The sequence below is a fragment of the Sphingomonas desiccabilis genome, from assembly GCF_004135605.1.
In the GTDB taxonomy this organism is placed as follows: domain Bacteria; phylum Pseudomonadota; class Alphaproteobacteria; order Sphingomonadales; family Sphingomonadaceae; genus Sphingomonas; species Sphingomonas desiccabilis.
On record NZ_SDPT01000002.1, the window covers coordinates 702,065 to 717,604 of the forward strand.

The window sequence follows — 15,540 nt, forward strand, 5'->3', positions numbered from 1 at the left end:
ATGGCAGAGATCGACGGCAGCTGGGATACGGTGACCAAGACGCCGCTGGGCGAGCAGCAGGCGACGCTGACCATCCGGCAGGAAGGCAGCAGCTTCACCGGCAGCTATTCCGGCGCCATGGGTTCGGTCGACATCGAGGACGGCCAGGTTGAGGGCGACACGCTGCGCTGGAAGGTGTCCGTCACCGTGCCGATGCCGCTGACGCTCGATTGTACCGCGCGGATCGAGGGCGACACGATCACGGGCGATGTCGGCGCAGGGGCGTTCGGCAGCTTCCCGATGACGGGAACGCGCGTCGGCTGACGGCGTAGCCGCACCCACGCGCAACGAAAAAGGGCCCGTCCGCCATCCCGGCAGACGGGCCTTTTTCGTCGGCAAGCGAGGCCTATTCGACGGTCACGACCGGGAACCGCCGGATCGGGCGACCTTCCTCGGCCATTTCCTTGCGGAAATCATGCTTCGCGTCGGCGATCTCGCGCCGATACTCGGCCCAGGCGTCTTCCCGGTCCGCTTCGTCATCCGCGCGCGCCAGGTCCTTGCGCAGCTCACGCTTCGCTTCGCTGATGTCGGTCTTGTAGTCGAGGTAGTGGGAGTTTGCGTCCGAGTAGATCGGCGCCCGGTTCCGGTCCCCGGCAAGGGCGGGTCCGGCAAGCACGGTTCCGGCGGCGGCAAGGGCCAGCATGGTCTTGTACATGATACGCTCTCCTGATGGCACCGGCCGAAAACCGGTGCCGCCAGGCGCGAGTTCCGGTCCTGCCGCCAGTGGTGCTCGTGCCGCGCCGAATCGAACCCGCAGGGCTTTACAAACGCGGCAAAGCGGATTGCCACATCTCCGCCACCTTTCGGCGGTTCCCCTGCCGCAGTTGAAGCGCCTTGTTCACCCCCGCGTCAGGAACTGTTGCCGAAAGGCCACTGGTTCCCGCCGAGTGTCCTCGCGAAACGATCGCGGTGCAACATTCCTGATGCTGGCCGGTTAACGGAGCCTCGGATAGCCGGCGCACCAACGACACCGGATCCAAACGAGTAACAGAGGTACAGAGTATGCGTAAGTTCACGCTTGCGGCCGCTGCCGCCGCCGCCTTCGTCGCCATGCCGGCTTATGCGCAGGACGAGGCCCCCGACGGCTCGCGCGCGTTCGGCATCGATCCGTATGTCGCCGTGCTGGGTGGCTGGGAGCAGTTCGACAACGAGCCGAACGAAGCAGGCATTCCGGCCGCGACTCGTGGCCGCCTCGACGGCAGCCTGGTTCAGGGCATCGTCGGCTTCAACGTCCCGCTCGGTCCCGTGTTCGTGGGCGCCGAAGGCAATGTCGCCAAGGGCATCTCGGGCGACATCGACTGGGAATATGGCGTTGCCGGCCGCGCGGGTGTCCGCGCCGGTGAGAGCGGCCTGATCTACGGCAAGGTCGGCTACCAGTGGGTCAACTTCGCCGCCTTCGGCAAGGACAGCCCCGACTATCACGCCATGACCTACGGCCTCGGCTTCGAAGTCGGTCCGAAGGACATCGGTCTCGGCGGTCTCACCGACAACGCCGGCTTCCGCTTCCGCGCGGAAGTCACCACCTTCGGTGACGCCCAGAGCCTCCGCCCGATGGCGGGTGTGGTTGCGCACTTCTAAGCGCGCGATCGTGTAACTGCGTACCGGAAGGGGCGGGGTTCGGTTTGCCGGACCCCGCCCTTTCTGCATGTGCGGGCAAGGCGATGCCCCGGCGGCATCGCGGGCGTGCAGGACCCTGGCCGGACGAGCAGGCGCGCACTATCCTCCTGCCCATGAACCTTCCCACCGTCTCCATCCCGACCGTCGCCATCCACGGCAGCAGCGCCTGCTTCCCGGTGCGGCGCATCTTCTGTGTCGGCCAGAACTATGCCGAACATGCCCGCGAGATGGGGAGCGATCCCGAGCGGCAGCAGCCGTTCTTCTTTGCCAAGCCTGCCGATGCCGTGGTGGCGAGTGGAACCACCCTCCCGTTCCCGAGCCGCACGCAGAACCTGCACCACGAGGTGGAACTGGTGATCGCGCTGGGCGAGGGCGGTGCCGATGTCCCCACGCAAGACGCCGAGCGGCTCATCTTCGGCTGTGCGGTGGGGATCGACCTCACCCGGCGGGACCTTCAGGCAGTCGCCAAGAAGGCAGGGCGGCCATGGGACATGGCCAAGGGGTTCGACCAGTCGGCCCCGGTCGGCGCGATCGTGCCGGGAGCGCTTCCAGCGAGGGCATCGGCGATCACGCTGGAGGTCAACGGCAGCCGTCGCCAGTCCGGCGTGCTGTCCGACATGATCTGGTCCCCGGCCGAAATCCTGGCGATCCTGTCCAACTATGTGCGCCTGGCACCCGGCGACCTGATCTTTACCGGCACGCCGTCGGGCGTGGGGCCGCTCAACCGAGGCGATCAGGTGACGGCAAGCGTCGAGGGCCTGCCGCCGGTCCGCATCGAACTCGCCTGAATGCAAAAGAGGCGCAGTCCGCAGGGACCGCGCCTCTTTCATAGTCAGCAGCGACCTTTCGTCAGAAGCGGAAGCGAACACCGAGCGAATATGCGCGCTCCAGGTACAGGACCTGACGCGTGTAGGCATCGCCCACGTCGTTATACTCGCGGGTACGGCGAAGCGGGTTGCCGAGCAGGTTCACGATGTCGAACGCGATCGTCACATTGTCGATCGGCGTCAGCGAGGTCGAGAAGTCGAGCTGCCCGCGACCGCGCTCCACGATCGCGTGCGCCGTGGGATCGAATGTTTCGAGCGTGTAGGCGGTGATGAACTTCGAGCGATAGTTGTAGGCGAGGCGCGCCGAGAACTGCTTGCGCTCGTACAGGCCAACGACGTTATAGGCCCAGCGGGACACGCCCGGGAACGCTTCCTGTCCGCCGCCGCGGGTTTCCGCGAAGCTCGGGATCAGGTCGCCCTTGGCATCGATGTAGGTACCGTTCGCCTGAATGCCGAAGCCCTTGGCCCAGTCCGGCAGCCCCTCAAAGTCGAGGAAGCTGGTGAACGTCACTTCGGCGCCCTGCAGCCGCGTCTTGCCCAGGTTGACCGGGCGGGCGATGCGCAGCCCGTCGACCGAGCGATCGTCGACCGTCGCCAGGAAGCCGGCGGCATCGTGGCGGAACAGCGCGGCCGTGAACGACCCAGTGCGCGAGAAATAATACTCCAGGCTGATGTCGTAGTTGTCCGAAGTGAGCGGCTTCAAGTCCGGATTGCCGGCCGAACCGCCACGACGCAGGCGCTCGACGCAGGCGGCCGTGGTGGGGTCATCGTTGCAGGGATCGTCCGGCGCAAGCACGACCGGCTGTCCGAGCGAGAGGTTCGGACGCAGGTCGAAGAAGTTCGGCCGCGTGCGGGTCTGGGTATAGGCCAGGCGCAGCTGCAGCTCGTCGGTGAGGCCGATGCGGGCGCTCGCGTTCGGCAGATAGTCGGTATAGTCGTTGCCCGCGCTGATCGCCGGGTAGGAGAGGATCTCTGCCCCGTTTTCGTCGAGCCCTTCGACGACACGCGAGAAGCCGTCGATCTTGGTCTTGGTCTTGACCGCGCGCAGGCCGACGACACCGTCGACGACTGTCGAGCCGAGGTCGAAGCCGTACTTCACCTGGGCATAGGCGGCGTAGGACTTCTCGTTCGCGCGGAAGTTTTCGGCCGGATTGAACGGCGGCACGCCTTCGGGCACGCCGAAGAAGCTACGCAGGTCGACGATGCTGTCCCGCATGCTGTCGCGCGTGGGAGCCGCGAAGAAGACGTTCGGCTGCGCCCGATTGTAGGTGAAGCCCGGCAGCATCGTCCGGATGTCGAGGCCCGGCAGCGAGGTGAGCGGGACGCGATCTTCTTCGTTGTTGATGTAGAGGTTGCCGAGGTCGCGCCCGGCCTTGCGGTCCGAATAGCGGACGCCGACGTCGATGCGCTTCAGGAAGCCGAGGTCGAGATCATAGGACAGGTCGGCACGCGTCTGCCAGTCCTGGCCGCTGACGACCAGCCGCTCCTGCCACAGGCCGCGGCTGATGTAGTTCGCCGGGTCGGTGATGTCGAAGTCCACGAACGTCTGGGTCGGCCCGCCGTCCTTTGCAGTCTCGAACTGGACGTTGCGCACCGGCGAGCTCGCCATCGCATAGTCGATGTTGATGACGCTCGTGCTGTACGTGCTGTCGGTATAGGCGACGTCGGCCGAGAGCCGCAGCCGGTCCTTGGTCCAGATCGCGCCGGCGCCGGCCTGATAGGTGTCGGTCTTGCCGTTGAACGAGCCGGTATAGCCGTCGGGACGCGATGCGCCGGTGACGGTCGCGCTGCCGATCTGGTTGGTGCCGCCGATCGTCTCGACGTTGGTCAGCGTCAGGTCCCCGTAGATGGGGATGAACATCCAGCGGTTATAATCCTTCGAGCGGAAGCCCTGGTACAGGCCGTCGGCGTAGATCTCGAGCTCCGGCGTCGGCTTCCACTGGAAGGCGGCATTGGCGGACGGGCGATAGCGGTTGCCATAGCCCAGGAAATTGCCCTGTGCGTCCGGGAAGCGCAGGCCAGCGGCGGCGCCGGGTGCGCGGTTCGACACCGTTCCATCCGCGTTGGTGACGTTGGTGGTGGCGATGACCAGCGACTGCTCGCGGGTGGAGTCGAGGAAGTTGACGCCGACATAGGAGGCGTTGAGCAGCAGGCCCATCTCGCCCATGCCGGTATCCCAGCGATTGCTGATCAGCAGGTTGCCGTTGGGCACGATCTTTTCGGACTGCTGCGACAGCACGCCGTTGAGCGAGCCCGAAAGCTCAAAGCCCTTGAAGTCGAACGGCTTGCGGCCGCGCACGTTGATCGAGCCGGCGATGCCGCCCTCGATCTGCGGGGCGAGGCCCGACTTGTACACTTCGAGCGCAGCGACGGTGCCGGCCGGGAAGTCCTGGATTGCGACGTAGCGACCTTCCGCCGTGAAGATCTGGCGACCGTTATAGGTGGTGGTGAGGTCGGGAAGACCGCGCACGGTGACGCCCGCTGCCTCACCGCCGCCGCGGGTGACGTTGACGCCCGCGACGCGCTGAAGTGCCGACGACGCAAAGGTGTCGGGCAGCTTGCCGATGTCTTCGGCGACGACCGCGTCGACGATGCCTTCCGAGTTGCGCTTGATCGCGGCTGCGGTGGCAAGGCTGCGGCGCAGGCCGGTGACGACGATCGCGTCGCTTGCCGCTTCGCCCGTATCCGCCTGTGCGGGGAGGGACTCCTGAGCGGACGCCGGCGTGCCCCCCTCGGCGGTCTGCCCCGAAGCCGGAACCTGCACGTCCTGGCCCCATGCCGCCGGCGCACTCGTCAGCAGTGCGAGCGCGGAAGTGGTGACGCAAAGACGCCTTCTCTTGATCATATATCCTCCCCCAGCATCATCATTACGCGGCAGCTTTGCGCCGTTCGTATATGTCCGATAATAGAGCGCCCACGCTTGGCGATTTGCAAGTATCCCAGGCGGCGCCTCTGCACGAAAGCTCCACTGTGGCTATTCTGACACAGTAGCTGGTCCGTAGTTCGGCGGTCCGGCAGGGCACGGCGCCAGCTTAGTGGGTATTTCATTCGTCTGAAATGGACGAAACGCCGATCCAAGTTGAACCCAAGTACCCTGGCTACGCGGGGCAGGAAAGCTAAGCTGATCTCCTGACTCTTGATGATGGGGCGGGGGTGGCGAGTGCAGGAGCGTGCCTGTATTTCTTGCGTGTCCGAGCGCGAGGACTGCCGTCGCAAGAGACATTCTTCCGCCCGAGGTGGTCGACGGTCCGCACAGACTGGCGGACCGCTCCCGATTGTACCGCGCGATCCCCTTCCGGGGGGGAGAACCTCGGCCGGGCCAGGTGGCGTGCCGTTCGCTTCAGTTGCACCACCCGCTTCATGGTGCAGTCCTACGGAAGCTGCGGTCGGCGCCGGGCCCGGGCGAGTAGGTGTGCGGCGGGGTGTGACCCCCATTCCGCCGCACACCGCTTCTGCCGCGATCTCGGCGAGCCGGGGCCGCGATGCCGGCAACGGGGCGTGCCGTGGCCACTGAACCGCCGGCGACGTCGCATCGACGAACGCGAAGCTTCGGCCGCCGAGGATTGGCCGACGCGCCACCGGACCGCCTCGCGCCCACGGATGCACTGAAAAGGGAAAGGGAAGCCGAGGCGGCGCGTGGCCGCGGCTCGGCGGCGCTGCCGCGGATTGCGGCGTCGCCGGCTGGGCCGACGTGCTCAGGGTGGGCGACTCAAGAGGCCGGTGTCGTCGCGGACCCAGGCGTGCCCCAAGGGGCCGACGTCGTCGCGGACCCAAGCGTGCCCGAAGAGGCCGATGTCGTCGCGGACCCAAGCGTGCCCCAAGAGGCCGATGTCGTCGCAGACCCAGGCGTGGGTCAAGTGGCCGGTATCGTTGGCGACGCCCGCGTTCGGCCGGCCGGGATCGTTGCTGATCCGGCCGCGAGGCAGGGGGCAGCCATCGGCGGGCGGCCGCGGGACAGCGCGGTCCCAAGCCCTGCGGCCCGGCAGTCCTCCTCGCCCGAGCCCTCTGCCGCCGCGCTCCTGCACGGGCTGCGCATCGTGCATGTGGTCCGGCAGTTCGCGCCTGGCGTGGGGGGGATGGAGGACTACGTCCGGCAACTGGCGCTGCAGCAGCGGGCGGCGGGGATGGTGGTGCGGATCGTCACCCTGGATCGCATCTTCGACCAGCAGCAGCCGGCGCGGCTGGCCGCGCGGGAGTGGATCGATCGGTTAGAGGTGGTGCGGCTGCCGTGGTGGGGATCGAAACGGTATCCGATTGCGCGGGGCGTGCTTCCCGCATTGGCAGACGCCGATCTGGTGCATGTCCATGGCGTCGACTTCTTCTGCGACTTCCTGGCGGCGACACGGGGAGTGCATCGCAAGCGGCTGGTGCTGTCGACCCACGGCGGCTTCTTTCACACCCCCTTCGCCGCGCGCGCCAAGCGATGGTTCTTTCACCTGGTGACGCGCCGCAGCCTTCGGGGGTTTGCCGCCATCATTCCCTCCAGCATCAGCGATGAAGTGCAGTTTCGGGCGATCCGGTCCGACGGGCTGGAGACGGTCGAGAACGGCGTCGACCTTGACAAGTTCGAAGATTGTGCGGATCCGACCGCGCACACCATGATCTATTTCGGCCGGCTCGCCCCCAACAAGGGACTGGACCGGCTGATCGACTGGTTCGCCGAGGTGCATCGGCAGGACCCGTCCTGGCGCCTGATCCTGGCAGGTCGGCCGATGGGCGTGGAGCCGGACACGCTGGCCAGCCAGGTGCGGCTGTCCGGGATTGCGGAGGCCGTGGAGATCCACCCCTGGCCCACCGATGCCGCGTTGCGGGCGTTGATCGGGCGCAGCAGCGTCTATGTCTGCGCCTCTGCCTATGAGGGATTCGGGATCGCCGCGGTGGAGGCGATGGCCGCCGGGCTCTATCCGGTGCTCAGCGACATCCCCGCCTTTCGGCGGACGCTCGCGCGGGCAGGCTATGGAACGCTCGCGACCTTCGCTTCCAATCCGGATGCGGTCGCGCAGACGCTGGCCGGGGTGGAAGCCGGGCTGCGAGGCGCACCCGATGCGGCCCGGCGCCGTCGCCGGCTCGCTCCGTTCGGCTGGGCGGGGGCGGCAGAGGCGATCGGCCACATCTACCTGCGCGCGCTCGGGCGCAGCCGGCGGCGGATCGGGCGGGTCTCGATCACCGTCTCGTGCCGGCGGGAGTTCCTGCGCCTGGTGGACCGCACCCTTTCCAACCCGCAGCGGCCGCCGCTGTTCGTGGCATTCTGCAACGCCCACACCGCCAATACCGCGGATCGCGATCCGGCCTTCGCCGCCGCCATGGCAGAGGCGGTGGTGGTCAATGACGGCCTGGGGATCGACCTTGCCAGTTCGGTCCTGTTCGGAAAGCCGTTCCAGGAGAATCTCGCCGGCACCGACCTGGTCGACCAGGTGCTGGAGCGTACCGCGGCGAGCCTGCGCGTCTTTCTGGTGGGCAGCGCGCCCGGCGTCGCGGAGCACGCGGCGCGGGTGCTGCGCGATCGCGTCCCCCGGCATCGCGTGGTCGGCACCGCCCATGGCTTCTTCACCGATGCGGAGACGCCGGACCTCGTCGCCCGTATTCGCGCAAGCGGCGCCGATCTGGTGCTGGTCGGCATGGGCCATCCCCGCCAGGAAATCTGGTGCGCGACCCATTACCGGGAGCTAGGGGCGATCACGATGGCAATTGGCGCCTATCTCGATTTCCTCGCCGGGGAGGTCCGGCGCGCGCCGCACTGGATGCGACGGGTGCGATGCGAATGGATCTACCGGCTCGTCCAGGAACCGCGCCGGCTATGGCGCCGGTACCTCGTCGGCAATCTCCGGTTCCTCGCGCGGCTGGTGGCGCAATGGTATCGCGGTGCCCGTATCTGAAGGGGGAAGCTCTTGCCGCCGGTCACCCCGAAGGCGGTCGTTCACGACCTATGGCGATCGGCCCGGCCGCTACCACGCCGGCGGTGATCCGCCTTCGAGGGCGAAGGGCTGCGCCGAAGTCGAGACGGCGCGGCACCGAAGTGGCGCCGTCCCGGCCGCAGCCGCAACGGCCGGGGGCGCCGCCTTCGGTGAGAGGCTGGTGCAGCCGCCGCATGGAACGTCGCTGCATTCGATCCCCCTCCCGCGCCCCGCGCCCTCAAGTCGGCTGGGCCGCGCTCCCGGAGCCGGGCTTCGTCAGTCGGCTGGCGATCGACAGATAGAAGTCGCAGACGTCGGCAACATCATCGGCGGTGATGATCAGCTGTTCGCCGACCGGGAACTGCTTGAGCGGCCCCGCACGATCGGGGGCATCGGCCCAGCCGACCGTCAGCCAGGGGGAGCCTGCCACGTCGCCCCGCGTCACCATCCCGCTGCAATGGAAGAGGCAGTCGCGCGCCCGGCCCAGGGCACGGAGCCGGGCATGTTCGCCGTCCGGCCGCCGCGAGCCGGTCAGGAGCGCGCGCAGCTTGTTCGCGGTGTTGCGTTCCGCGGGGGAGGGGGAACGGCCGGTCGCGATCGCCACCTCGTCCACCAGCACGTTCAGGAAGCGGTCGAGCTCGCGAAACCCGTTGCCGATCACCTTGGTGCGGTAGCGGCCGAGGATCGGGGTCCGCGCTTGCAGCGGCTCGGCATACAGGCCGGCCGCAAGGAAGCGCGCACCCTGTCGCAGCGTCGCCTCGGCCCGGGCAAGCGGTGCGTGCGTCAGGGAAGGGCTGGGCATGCGGCGTCGGTCAGCCGGCAGTGGCGCGCCCGGCGATCGCGTGCTCGACTGCCGCAAGGCCGGCGTCGCTTCCGACCGCGAGATCGAGCGGACGTCCTTCCAGAACCGGATCATGGCTGTTGAGAAAGGCGATCGCCTCGTCGCGGCCGCCCAGCATGCGAAACGCCATCAGGGTGATACGCCCCTGGCGGTCGGCCTCTTCCGGCGACAGTCGTGGCGCCTTGTAGCGGCTCACGAACTGGCGGCGTTTCGGCCGCTGGAGCGAGTCCGCAGGCTCTTCAGCGCTCCGGTTGGCGGTTGGCGTGGTGGACTTGTCCGTCATTGTTCACTGCGCCTGGATGATCGGCGAGGTCGCGCCGAGATCGAGCCGCAGCGCGTCGATGCGGAGGGCGTATTCGCTGGCCAGGCGTCGGTGGGCGAAGCGTGCCTCGCACCCGCTGGCATTTTGCACGCGCATCAAGGAAACCTGATGGCGTGCGAGCAGATAGTTGAGATCCATGGCAGTCTCCGGCTTGTAAGCGGGAGCGCATGCGTCTCTCAGTCGAGGGCGCCTACAAAGCGGATTGCCACCGATGTCTCCAATATGGGGGATCGCGCGCGAAATGGAAGGTGCGGGCGCCTAGAACCAGAAGCGGACCCCCGCGACAAAGGCCGTGTCTTCCACCTCGTCGCCGTCCTGCCGCGCGAAACGGGCGGTGTCGCCCAGCTTGCGGCTCCAGGACACGCCCACATAGGGTGCGAACTCCCGCCGGAGTTCGTAGCGCAGCCGCAGGCCGAGTTCCGCGTCGCTGAGGCCGGAGCCGGTGCGGGTGGCGGCCACGTCCTGCGCCGCGATGTTGAGCTCGGCGCGCGGCTGCAGGATCAGCCGTTGCGAGATCCGCTGGTCGTACCATCCCCCCAGGCGGCCGAGCAGGTCGCCCCTGGTCGACAGAAACAGCGCAGCTTCGGTGTGGAATTGGTAGGGAGCCAGTCCCTCGATCCCGAGCGTCGCATAGGTCCGGTCGCGTCCGGCGCCGAAGTCCTGCCGTACGCCCGCCTGCAGGTTGAAATAGGGGTCGATCGCACGCGAATAGAGCGCCTGCACTTCCGCATGCTCGGTGTCGCGGCCGAAGCTGCCTTCGCCTTCGCTCTTGAGCCACAGCCGATCGATGTCGCCGCCGAAGAAGGCTTCGCCGTCCCAGCGATAGCCATCCGTTCCGTTGCGTATCTGAACCTCGGCAAGGTTGAGCAGCAGCTGGCCGTAGCGCTGGCCACCGCCCTCCTGCATCATCGCATGGTGGCCGCGCGCCATCGCCTCGGGCGGAAAGAAGCGGTCGGCGTAGCGGTCCCGCGGGACGGGCGGGGGCGGCGCATCGCCGGCGGGCAGATCGGTGCCGACCGGCCCTGCCGGGGCGGCCGCGGGTGCCGGCATCGTGTGGCCCGCGTGCGGGTCGGCGGCGGGCGCGGAGTGCTGAGGCGCAGGCGGCGGGGCGGGTGCCGTCTCGTGCGCGCCATGGTGCTGCGCGAAGGCCGGAGCGCTGGCGAGGATCGCGAGCGTCGTCCACGGAAGCGCGCGGATCATGCCGCGTCTCCTGCCGGTCGCACGCTCACGACGCGCATCATCCCCGACGCCATGTGGTAGAGCATGTGGCAGTGGAACGCCCAGTCGCCGATCGCGTCCGCGGTAAAGTCGAAGGTGACGGTGCCGCCGGGATGGACGAGCACCGTGTGCTTGCGCGGGGCATGGCCGCCATGGCCGGTCACGAGTTCGAAGAAGTGGCCGTGCAGGTGGATGGGGTGGCCCATCATCGTGTCGTTGACCAGCTTCACGCGCACGCGTTCGCCCAGCGAAAAGGGCAGCGGCTCCATCGAGTCCGACATGCGCAGTCCGTCCATCGACCACATGTAGCGCTCCATGTTGCCGGTGAGGTGGACTTCGATCGAGCGGCTAGGCGCGCGCACGTCGGGATTGGGCGCAAGCGCGACGAGGTCGCGGTAGACGAGCACGCGGTGACCGGCATCCGCCAGTCCCTGCCCGGGCTCGCCGGTGCGGTCGACCGGCATCGGTGCGATGGTCTGGACGCTCGGATCGCGCGCGACCTGCGGCGCGTTGGCGAAGTCGCGCATCTTCATGGAGCCATGATCCATCTTGTGCGGCGCCGGTGCGCTGTGGCCCATGGCACCATGATCCATTCCGGCGTGACCCATGGCAGCGTGGTCCATCCCTGCGTGACCCATGGCAGCAGCGTGATCCATCGCGCCATGTGCCGGCGGGGCCGCGGCGGGCGTAGCAAGGCGTGCGGAGGCGTTCTGCTCGGCGGTCGGATCGACACCGCGTACGGCCTCGTGTTGCATGTCGCCCATGCCCATGTCCTTCATGGTCGCGACCGGCCGGCGGCGAAGCGGTGGCACCGGCGCGACCATGCCGGCGTGCGGCGCCAGGGTCGCGCGCGCCATGCCGGAGCGGTCGATGCTCTCGCCCACCAGCGTGTAGGCGCGGTCCTCCGCCGGCGTGACGACCACGTCATAGGTCTCGGCGACCGCGATCTGGAGCTCGTCGACGGTGACCGGGCGTACATGCTGCCCGTCTGCCTCCACCACCGTCAGCGGCAGGCCCGGAATGCGGACGTTGAAGGTCGTCATCGACGAGGCGTTGATGATGCGCAGCCGCACTCGCTCGCCCGGCCGGAACTGCGCGATCCAGTTGTCTGCGGGGCCATGGCCGTTGACCAGATAGGTGTAGGTTTCGCCCGTCACGTCGGCGATGTCGGTCGGGTCCATGCGCATCGCGCCCCAGTGCAGCCGGTCCCTGAGCGGCTGGTCCTTGCCCGCGGCGAGGCCGGCGAGCGTCTGGCGCTGCCGGTTGTAATAGCCGGGCTCGACCTTCAGGTGCCGGAAGATCGCGTCGGGCGACTCGCGGCTGTGGTCGGACAGGACGATCACATGCTCGCGATCGAAGGCGACCGGGTCGGGGCCCGCGGGATCGATGACGATGGGGCCATAGAGCCCCATCTGCTCCTGGAAGCCCGAATGACTGTGGTACCAATAGGTGCCCGACTGAACGATCGGGAATTCGTAGGTGAAGTGGGTGCGGGGGCGGATGCCCGGGAAGGAAACGCCCGGTACGCCGTCGAACTGCGCCGGCAGCAGCAGCCCGTGCCAGTGGAGCGAGCTGTCGACGTCGAGGTCGTTGTGCACGTGCAAGCGGAGCTTCTGCCCTTCGCGCAGGCGCAGCAGCGGAGCGGGCACGGTGCCGTTGATGCCGATCGCCTTCGTCCGCCGGCCGTCGATCGTCATCTCTTGCCGCTGGATGCGCAGCGTGATGTCCTCGCCCGAGAGCTCCGGAAGCGCAGTCCCGGTCGACACCGATTGTGCCCACGCCGGCATCCAGGCCGACAGCGCCATGCCGCCGCCCGCCAGGGTGGCACCGCGCAACAATCTGCGGCGATCGAGAACCAGACTCATGCGTTCACCCTCATGCGGCCACGACTCTGCGGCCCTGCGAGCCCTTGCTCGCATGGGAGACCTTGGCGGCTGACACCATGTCAGGGTCAAGCGGAAAGCAGCTCTTGACCCTGACATGATGTCAGTCCCCATCTAGGGCGGCGATGGAGGATGCGATGCACGATCACCACTCGCCCATGCCAGACCATGCGCATGGAGGATGCTGTGGCGGAGGAGCCATGGCCAGGGACCCGGTGTGCGGAATGGCGGTGGATCCGGCCAAGACCGACCATCATGCCGAACATGATGGTGTCGCCTATCATTTCTGTTGCGCCGGTTGCCGCACCAAGTTCCTGGCCGATCCCGACCGCTATCTTGGGGATGCGCCCCGCGCGCAGGCGCCTGCCGCGCCGGATGCGACCTATACCTGCCCGATGCACCCGGAGATCCGGCAGCAGGGGCCCGGCACCTGCCCGATCTGCGGCATGGCGCTGGAGCCGGAGGCGCCGTCGCTCGACGATGGCCCCAATCCGGAACTGGTCGATTTCACGCGCCGCACCTGGGTGTCCGCGGCGCTCGCGGTGCCGCTGCTCGGCCTCTCGATGGGCGCGGAGATGCTGGGACTGCGGCTGGTGCCGCCTGCATGGTCGGCCTGGGTGCAGCTCGTGCTGGCGGCGCCGATCGTGCTGTGGGCGGGGCTGCCCTTCTTCGAGCGCGGATGGGCGTCGCTGCGCTCGCGCCACTTCAACATGTTCACGCTGGTGTCGATCGGCGTGGGCGCGGCGTTCCTCTACAGTCTGGTGGCGACGGTCGCGCCGGGGCTGTTCCCGCCCACCTTCCGCATCCACGGCATGGTGCCCGTCTATTATGAGGCGGCGGGTGTCGTCGTGACGCTGGTGCTGCTGGGCCAGGTGCTGGAACTGCGCGCCCGTGCCGCCACCGGCCGCGCGATCCGCGCGCTCCTCAACCTTGCGCCTAAGACGGCACGCCGCATCGGCGCCGATGGGCGCGAGGCGGAAGTGGCGCTGGACGCCATCCTTGCGGGCGACCGGCTGCGCGTGCGCCCGGGCGAGGCGGTGCCGGTGGATGGGATCGTGGTCGAGGGGCACTCGTCCGTCGACGAATCGATGCTCACCGGCGAGCCCGCGCCGGTCGCCAAGGAGGCGGGCGCGACGCTCACCGGCGGTACCGTCAACGGCACCGGTGCTCTCGTGATGGAGGCACGCGCAGTGGGCGCCGACACAGTGCTCGCGCGCATCGTCGCGATGGTCGCCGCCGCGCAACGCAGCCGTGCACCGATTCAGGCGGTGGCGGATCGCGTCTCCGGCTGGTTCGTGCCGCTGGTGGTGGCGATCGCGGCCGGGACGTTCCTGGCGTGGAACGTCGCGGGGCCGGAGCCGCGGTTCAGCCATGCGCTGCTGAACGCCATCGCGGTGCTGATCATCGCCTGCCCCTGCGCACTGGGGCTCGCCACGCCGATGTCGATCATGGTGGGCACCGGCCGCGGCGCCCAGGCCGGCGTGCTGGTCAAGGACGCCCAGGCCTTGCAGGCGCTGGAGAAGGTCGACACGCTGGTGATCGACAAGACGGGCACGCTGACCGAGGGCAAGCCGCGGCTGACCGCGATCGAGCCGATCGATCTGCGCGAGGACGAACTGCTCGCCCTCGCAGCGGCGGTGGAGGCGCATTCCGAGCATCCGCTGGCGCACGCCATCGTGGCGGAAGCGGCCCGGCGCGGCCTGGCGGTGGCAGCGGCCGAGGGGTTCCGATCGAGAACCGGCGCGGGCGTGCGTGCAGAGGTCGCCGGGCGCTCGGTCGCGATCGGCAATGCCGCGATGATGCGCCACACCGGCGCGGACCCGCAGCCGCTCGCCGCCCGCGCGGAGGCGCTGGCCCGCGAGGGGGCGGGCGTGATGCTGGTCGCGGTCGACGGCCGCATCGCCGGCCTGCTCGGCGTCGCCGATCCCGTCCGCGAGGCCGCCTCGGTGGCGATCGCCCAGCTGCGTGCCGAGGGCCTGCGGATCGTCATGCTCACCGGCGACGGCCGCGGCACCGCGGAGGCGGTCGCGCGCACCATCGGCGGCATCGACGAAGTCCACGCCGGGCTCGCTCCCGAGGACAAGGCCCGCATCGTCGGCGAGCTCAAGGCGCGCGGCGCACGCGTGGCGATGGCAGGCGACGGCATCAACGACGCGCCCGCGCTTGCCGCAGCCGATGTCGGCGTGGCGATGGGGACCGGCACCGATGTCGCGATCGAAAGCGCGGGGCTGACGCTGACCCGCGGAGAGCTGGCCGCAATGGTGCGCGCACGGCGGCTGGCGAAGGCGACGATGCGCAACATCCGCCAGAACCTCGCCTTCTCCTTCCTGTTCAACGGCGTCGGCGTGCCCGTTGCGGCCGGCGTGCTCTATCCGGTGGCCGGCATCCTGCTGTCGCCGATGTTTGCCGGGGCGGCGATGGCCTTGTCGTCGTTTGCAGTGGTAACCAACGCGCTGCGGCTGAACGGAGTGCGGCTATGAACATCGGCCAGGCGGCGGACGCGAGCGGCATCTCCCAACGGATGATCCGCCATTATGAGAAGATCGGGCTGATCCCGGCGCCGCTGCGGCGGGACAGCGGCTATCGCGACTATGACGCGGCGGATGTGGCGCGCTTGCGCTTCGTCGCCCATGCCCGCGACCTGGGCTTCCCGATCGAGGAGATCCGCTCGCTCCTGGGCCTGTGGCAGGACCGCCACCGATCCAGCGCAGACGTGAAGGCGCTGGCGATAGCGCGCGCCGAGGAACTGGGCCGCAAGGCGCGGGCGCTGGAGGAGATGCGGGGCACGCTGCTCGACCTGGCGCAGCGCTGCCACGGCGACGACCGGCCGGACTGTCCGATCCTCGACCGCCTCGCAGACCCGGCCTGAACGCAAAAGGGGCGCCGCAGCGCGACGCCC

13 protein-coding genes are annotated in these 15,540 nt (G+C 68.6%); 6 read left to right on the forward strand and 7 right to left on the reverse strand.

What is annotated here, in order from left to right:
- Nucleotides 1–303: a hypothetical protein gene (locus EO081_RS11420; RefSeq protein WP_129342036.1), complete on the forward strand. Its 303-nt coding sequence runs from the start codon at nt 1–3 to the stop codon at nt 301–303.
- Between the two features lie 82 nt (nt 304–385).
- On the opposite strand, the gene EO081_RS11425 is transcribed toward EO081_RS11420, so the two are convergent.
- On the reverse strand, nt 386–694 hold the full coding sequence (locus EO081_RS11425; RefSeq protein WP_129342037.1) for a hypothetical protein: 309 nt from the start codon (nt 692–694) through the stop codon (nt 386–388).
- 347 nt (nt 695–1,041) lie between these two features.
- Here EO081_RS11425 and EO081_RS11430 point away from each other — a divergent pair, with 347 nt between their 5' ends.
- Both EO081_RS11430 and EO081_RS11435 read left to right on the forward strand, forming a co-directional pair.
- Nucleotides 1,042–1,617 carry an opacity protein gene (locus EO081_RS11430; RefSeq protein ID WP_129342038.1) on the forward strand — a complete coding sequence of 192 codons (576 nt, stop codon included), beginning with the start codon at nt 1,042–1,044 and terminating at the stop codon, nt 1,615–1,617.
- A gap of 152 nt (nt 1,618–1,769) precedes the next feature.
- Nucleotides 1,770–2,444: a fumarylacetoacetate hydrolase family protein gene (locus EO081_RS11435; protein ID WP_183947916.1), complete on the forward strand. Its 675-nt coding sequence runs from the start codon at nt 1,770–1,772 to the stop codon at nt 2,442–2,444.
- Between the two features lie 61 nt (nt 2,445–2,505).
- Here EO081_RS11435 and EO081_RS11440 read toward each other — a convergent pair whose 3' ends face one another.
- Nucleotides 2,506–5,328, reverse strand: a complete 2,823-nt coding sequence (locus EO081_RS11440; RefSeq protein ID WP_129342040.1) for a TonB-dependent receptor — start codon at nt 5,326–5,328, stop codon at nt 2,506–2,508.
- 1,231 nt (nt 5,329–6,559) lie between these two features.
- Here EO081_RS11440 and EO081_RS11445 point away from each other — a divergent pair.
- Complete coding sequence (locus EO081_RS11445) at nt 6,560–8,359, forward strand: WecB/TagA/CpsF family glycosyltransferase (protein ID WP_165284610.1); 1,800 nt, start codon at nt 6,560–6,562, stop codon at nt 8,357–8,359.
- 256 nt (nt 8,360–8,615) lie between these two features.
- On the opposite strand, the gene EO081_RS11450 is transcribed toward EO081_RS11445, so the two are convergent.
- The 5 genes from EO081_RS11450 to EO081_RS11465 form a co-directional block, all read right to left on the reverse strand.
- On the reverse strand, nt 8,616–9,179 hold the full coding sequence (locus EO081_RS11450; protein ID WP_129342042.1) for a hypothetical protein: 564 nt from the start codon (nt 9,177–9,179) through the stop codon (nt 8,616–8,618).
- Nucleotides 9,180–9,189: 10 nt separating this feature from the next.
- Nucleotides 9,190–9,501, reverse strand: a complete 312-nt coding sequence (locus tag EO081_RS11455; RefSeq protein ID WP_129342043.1) for an antitoxin Xre/MbcA/ParS toxin-binding domain-containing protein — start codon at nt 9,499–9,501, stop codon at nt 9,190–9,192.
- Between the two features lie 3 nt (nt 9,502–9,504).
- The gene (locus EO081_RS16870) at nt 9,505–9,678 is read right to left on the reverse strand and encodes a hypothetical protein (protein ID WP_165284611.1); all 174 of its coding nucleotides are present in this window, start codon (nt 9,676–9,678) and stop codon (nt 9,505–9,507) included.
- A gap of 120 nt (nt 9,679–9,798) precedes the next feature.
- Nucleotides 9,799–10,740 (reverse strand): copper resistance protein B, encoded by a 942-nt coding sequence (locus EO081_RS11460; protein ID WP_129342044.1) that lies wholly within the window; start codon nt 10,738–10,740, stop codon nt 9,799–9,801.
- Nucleotides 10,737–12,623, reverse strand: coding sequence for a copper resistance system multicopper oxidase (locus tag EO081_RS11465; RefSeq protein WP_129342045.1), 1,887 nt, complete (start codon nt 12,621–12,623; stop codon nt 10,737–10,739). The genes EO081_RS11460 and EO081_RS11465 overlap by 4 nt, the downstream gene beginning before the upstream one ends.
- A 155-nt stretch (nt 12,624–12,778) precedes the next feature.
- On the opposite strand from EO081_RS11465, the gene EO081_RS11470 reads away from it, so the two are divergent.
- Nucleotides 12,779–15,121, forward strand: coding sequence for a heavy metal translocating P-type ATPase (locus EO081_RS11470; RefSeq protein ID WP_375781654.1), 2,343 nt, complete (start codon nt 12,779–12,781; stop codon nt 15,119–15,121).
- Nucleotides 15,118–15,510 (forward strand): Cu(I)-responsive transcriptional regulator, encoded by a 393-nt coding sequence (gene cueR, locus EO081_RS11475; RefSeq protein ID WP_129342047.1) that lies wholly within the window; start codon nt 15,118–15,120, stop codon nt 15,508–15,510. Before EO081_RS11470 ends, cueR begins: the two co-directional genes overlap by 4 nt.
- Nucleotides 15,511–15,540: the final 30 nt, after the last annotated feature.

Bases quoted from the DNA above. Each gene is read 5' to 3' on its own strand.
- EO081_RS11420 (WP_129342036.1), top strand. From the start codon at position 1: ATGGCAGAGATCGACGGCAGCTGGGATACGGTGACCAAGACGCCGCTG.
- EO081_RS11425 (WP_129342037.1), bottom strand. From the start codon at position 694: ATGTACAAGACCATGCTGGCCCTTGCCGCCGCCGGAACCGTGCTTGCC.
- EO081_RS11430 (WP_129342038.1), top strand. From the start codon at position 1,042: ATGCGTAAGTTCACGCTTGCGGCCGCTGCCGCCGCCGCCTTCGTCGCC.
- EO081_RS11435 (WP_183947916.1), top strand. From the start codon at position 1,770: ATGAACCTTCCCACCGTCTCCATCCCGACCGTCGCCATCCACGGCAGC.
- EO081_RS11440 (WP_129342040.1), bottom strand. From the start codon at position 5,328: ATGATCAAGAGAAGGCGTCTTTGCGTCACCACTTCCGCGCTCGCACTG.
- EO081_RS11445 (WP_165284610.1), top strand. From the start codon at position 6,560: ATGGAGGACTACGTCCGGCAACTGGCGCTGCAGCAGCGGGCGGCGGGG.
- EO081_RS11450 (WP_129342042.1), bottom strand. From the start codon at position 9,179: ATGCCCAGCCCTTCCCTGACGCACGCACCGCTTGCCCGGGCCGAGGCG.
- EO081_RS11455 (WP_129342043.1), bottom strand. From the start codon at position 9,501: ATGACGGACAAGTCCACCACGCCAACCGCCAACCGGAGCGCTGAAGAG.
- EO081_RS16870 (WP_165284611.1), bottom strand. From the start codon at position 9,678: ATGGATCTCAACTATCTGCTCGCACGCCATCAGGTTTCCTTGATGCGC.
- EO081_RS11460 (WP_129342044.1), bottom strand. From the start codon at position 10,740: ATGATCCGCGCGCTTCCGTGGACGACGCTCGCGATCCTCGCCAGCGCT.
- EO081_RS11465 (WP_129342045.1), bottom strand. From the start codon at position 12,623: ATGAGTCTGGTTCTCGATCGCCGCAGATTGTTGCGCGGTGCCACCCTG.
- EO081_RS11470 (WP_375781654.1), top strand. From the start codon at position 12,779: ATGCACGATCACCACTCGCCCATGCCAGACCATGCGCATGGAGGATGC.
- cueR (WP_129342047.1), top strand. From the start codon at position 15,118: ATGAACATCGGCCAGGCGGCGGACGCGAGCGGCATCTCCCAACGGATG.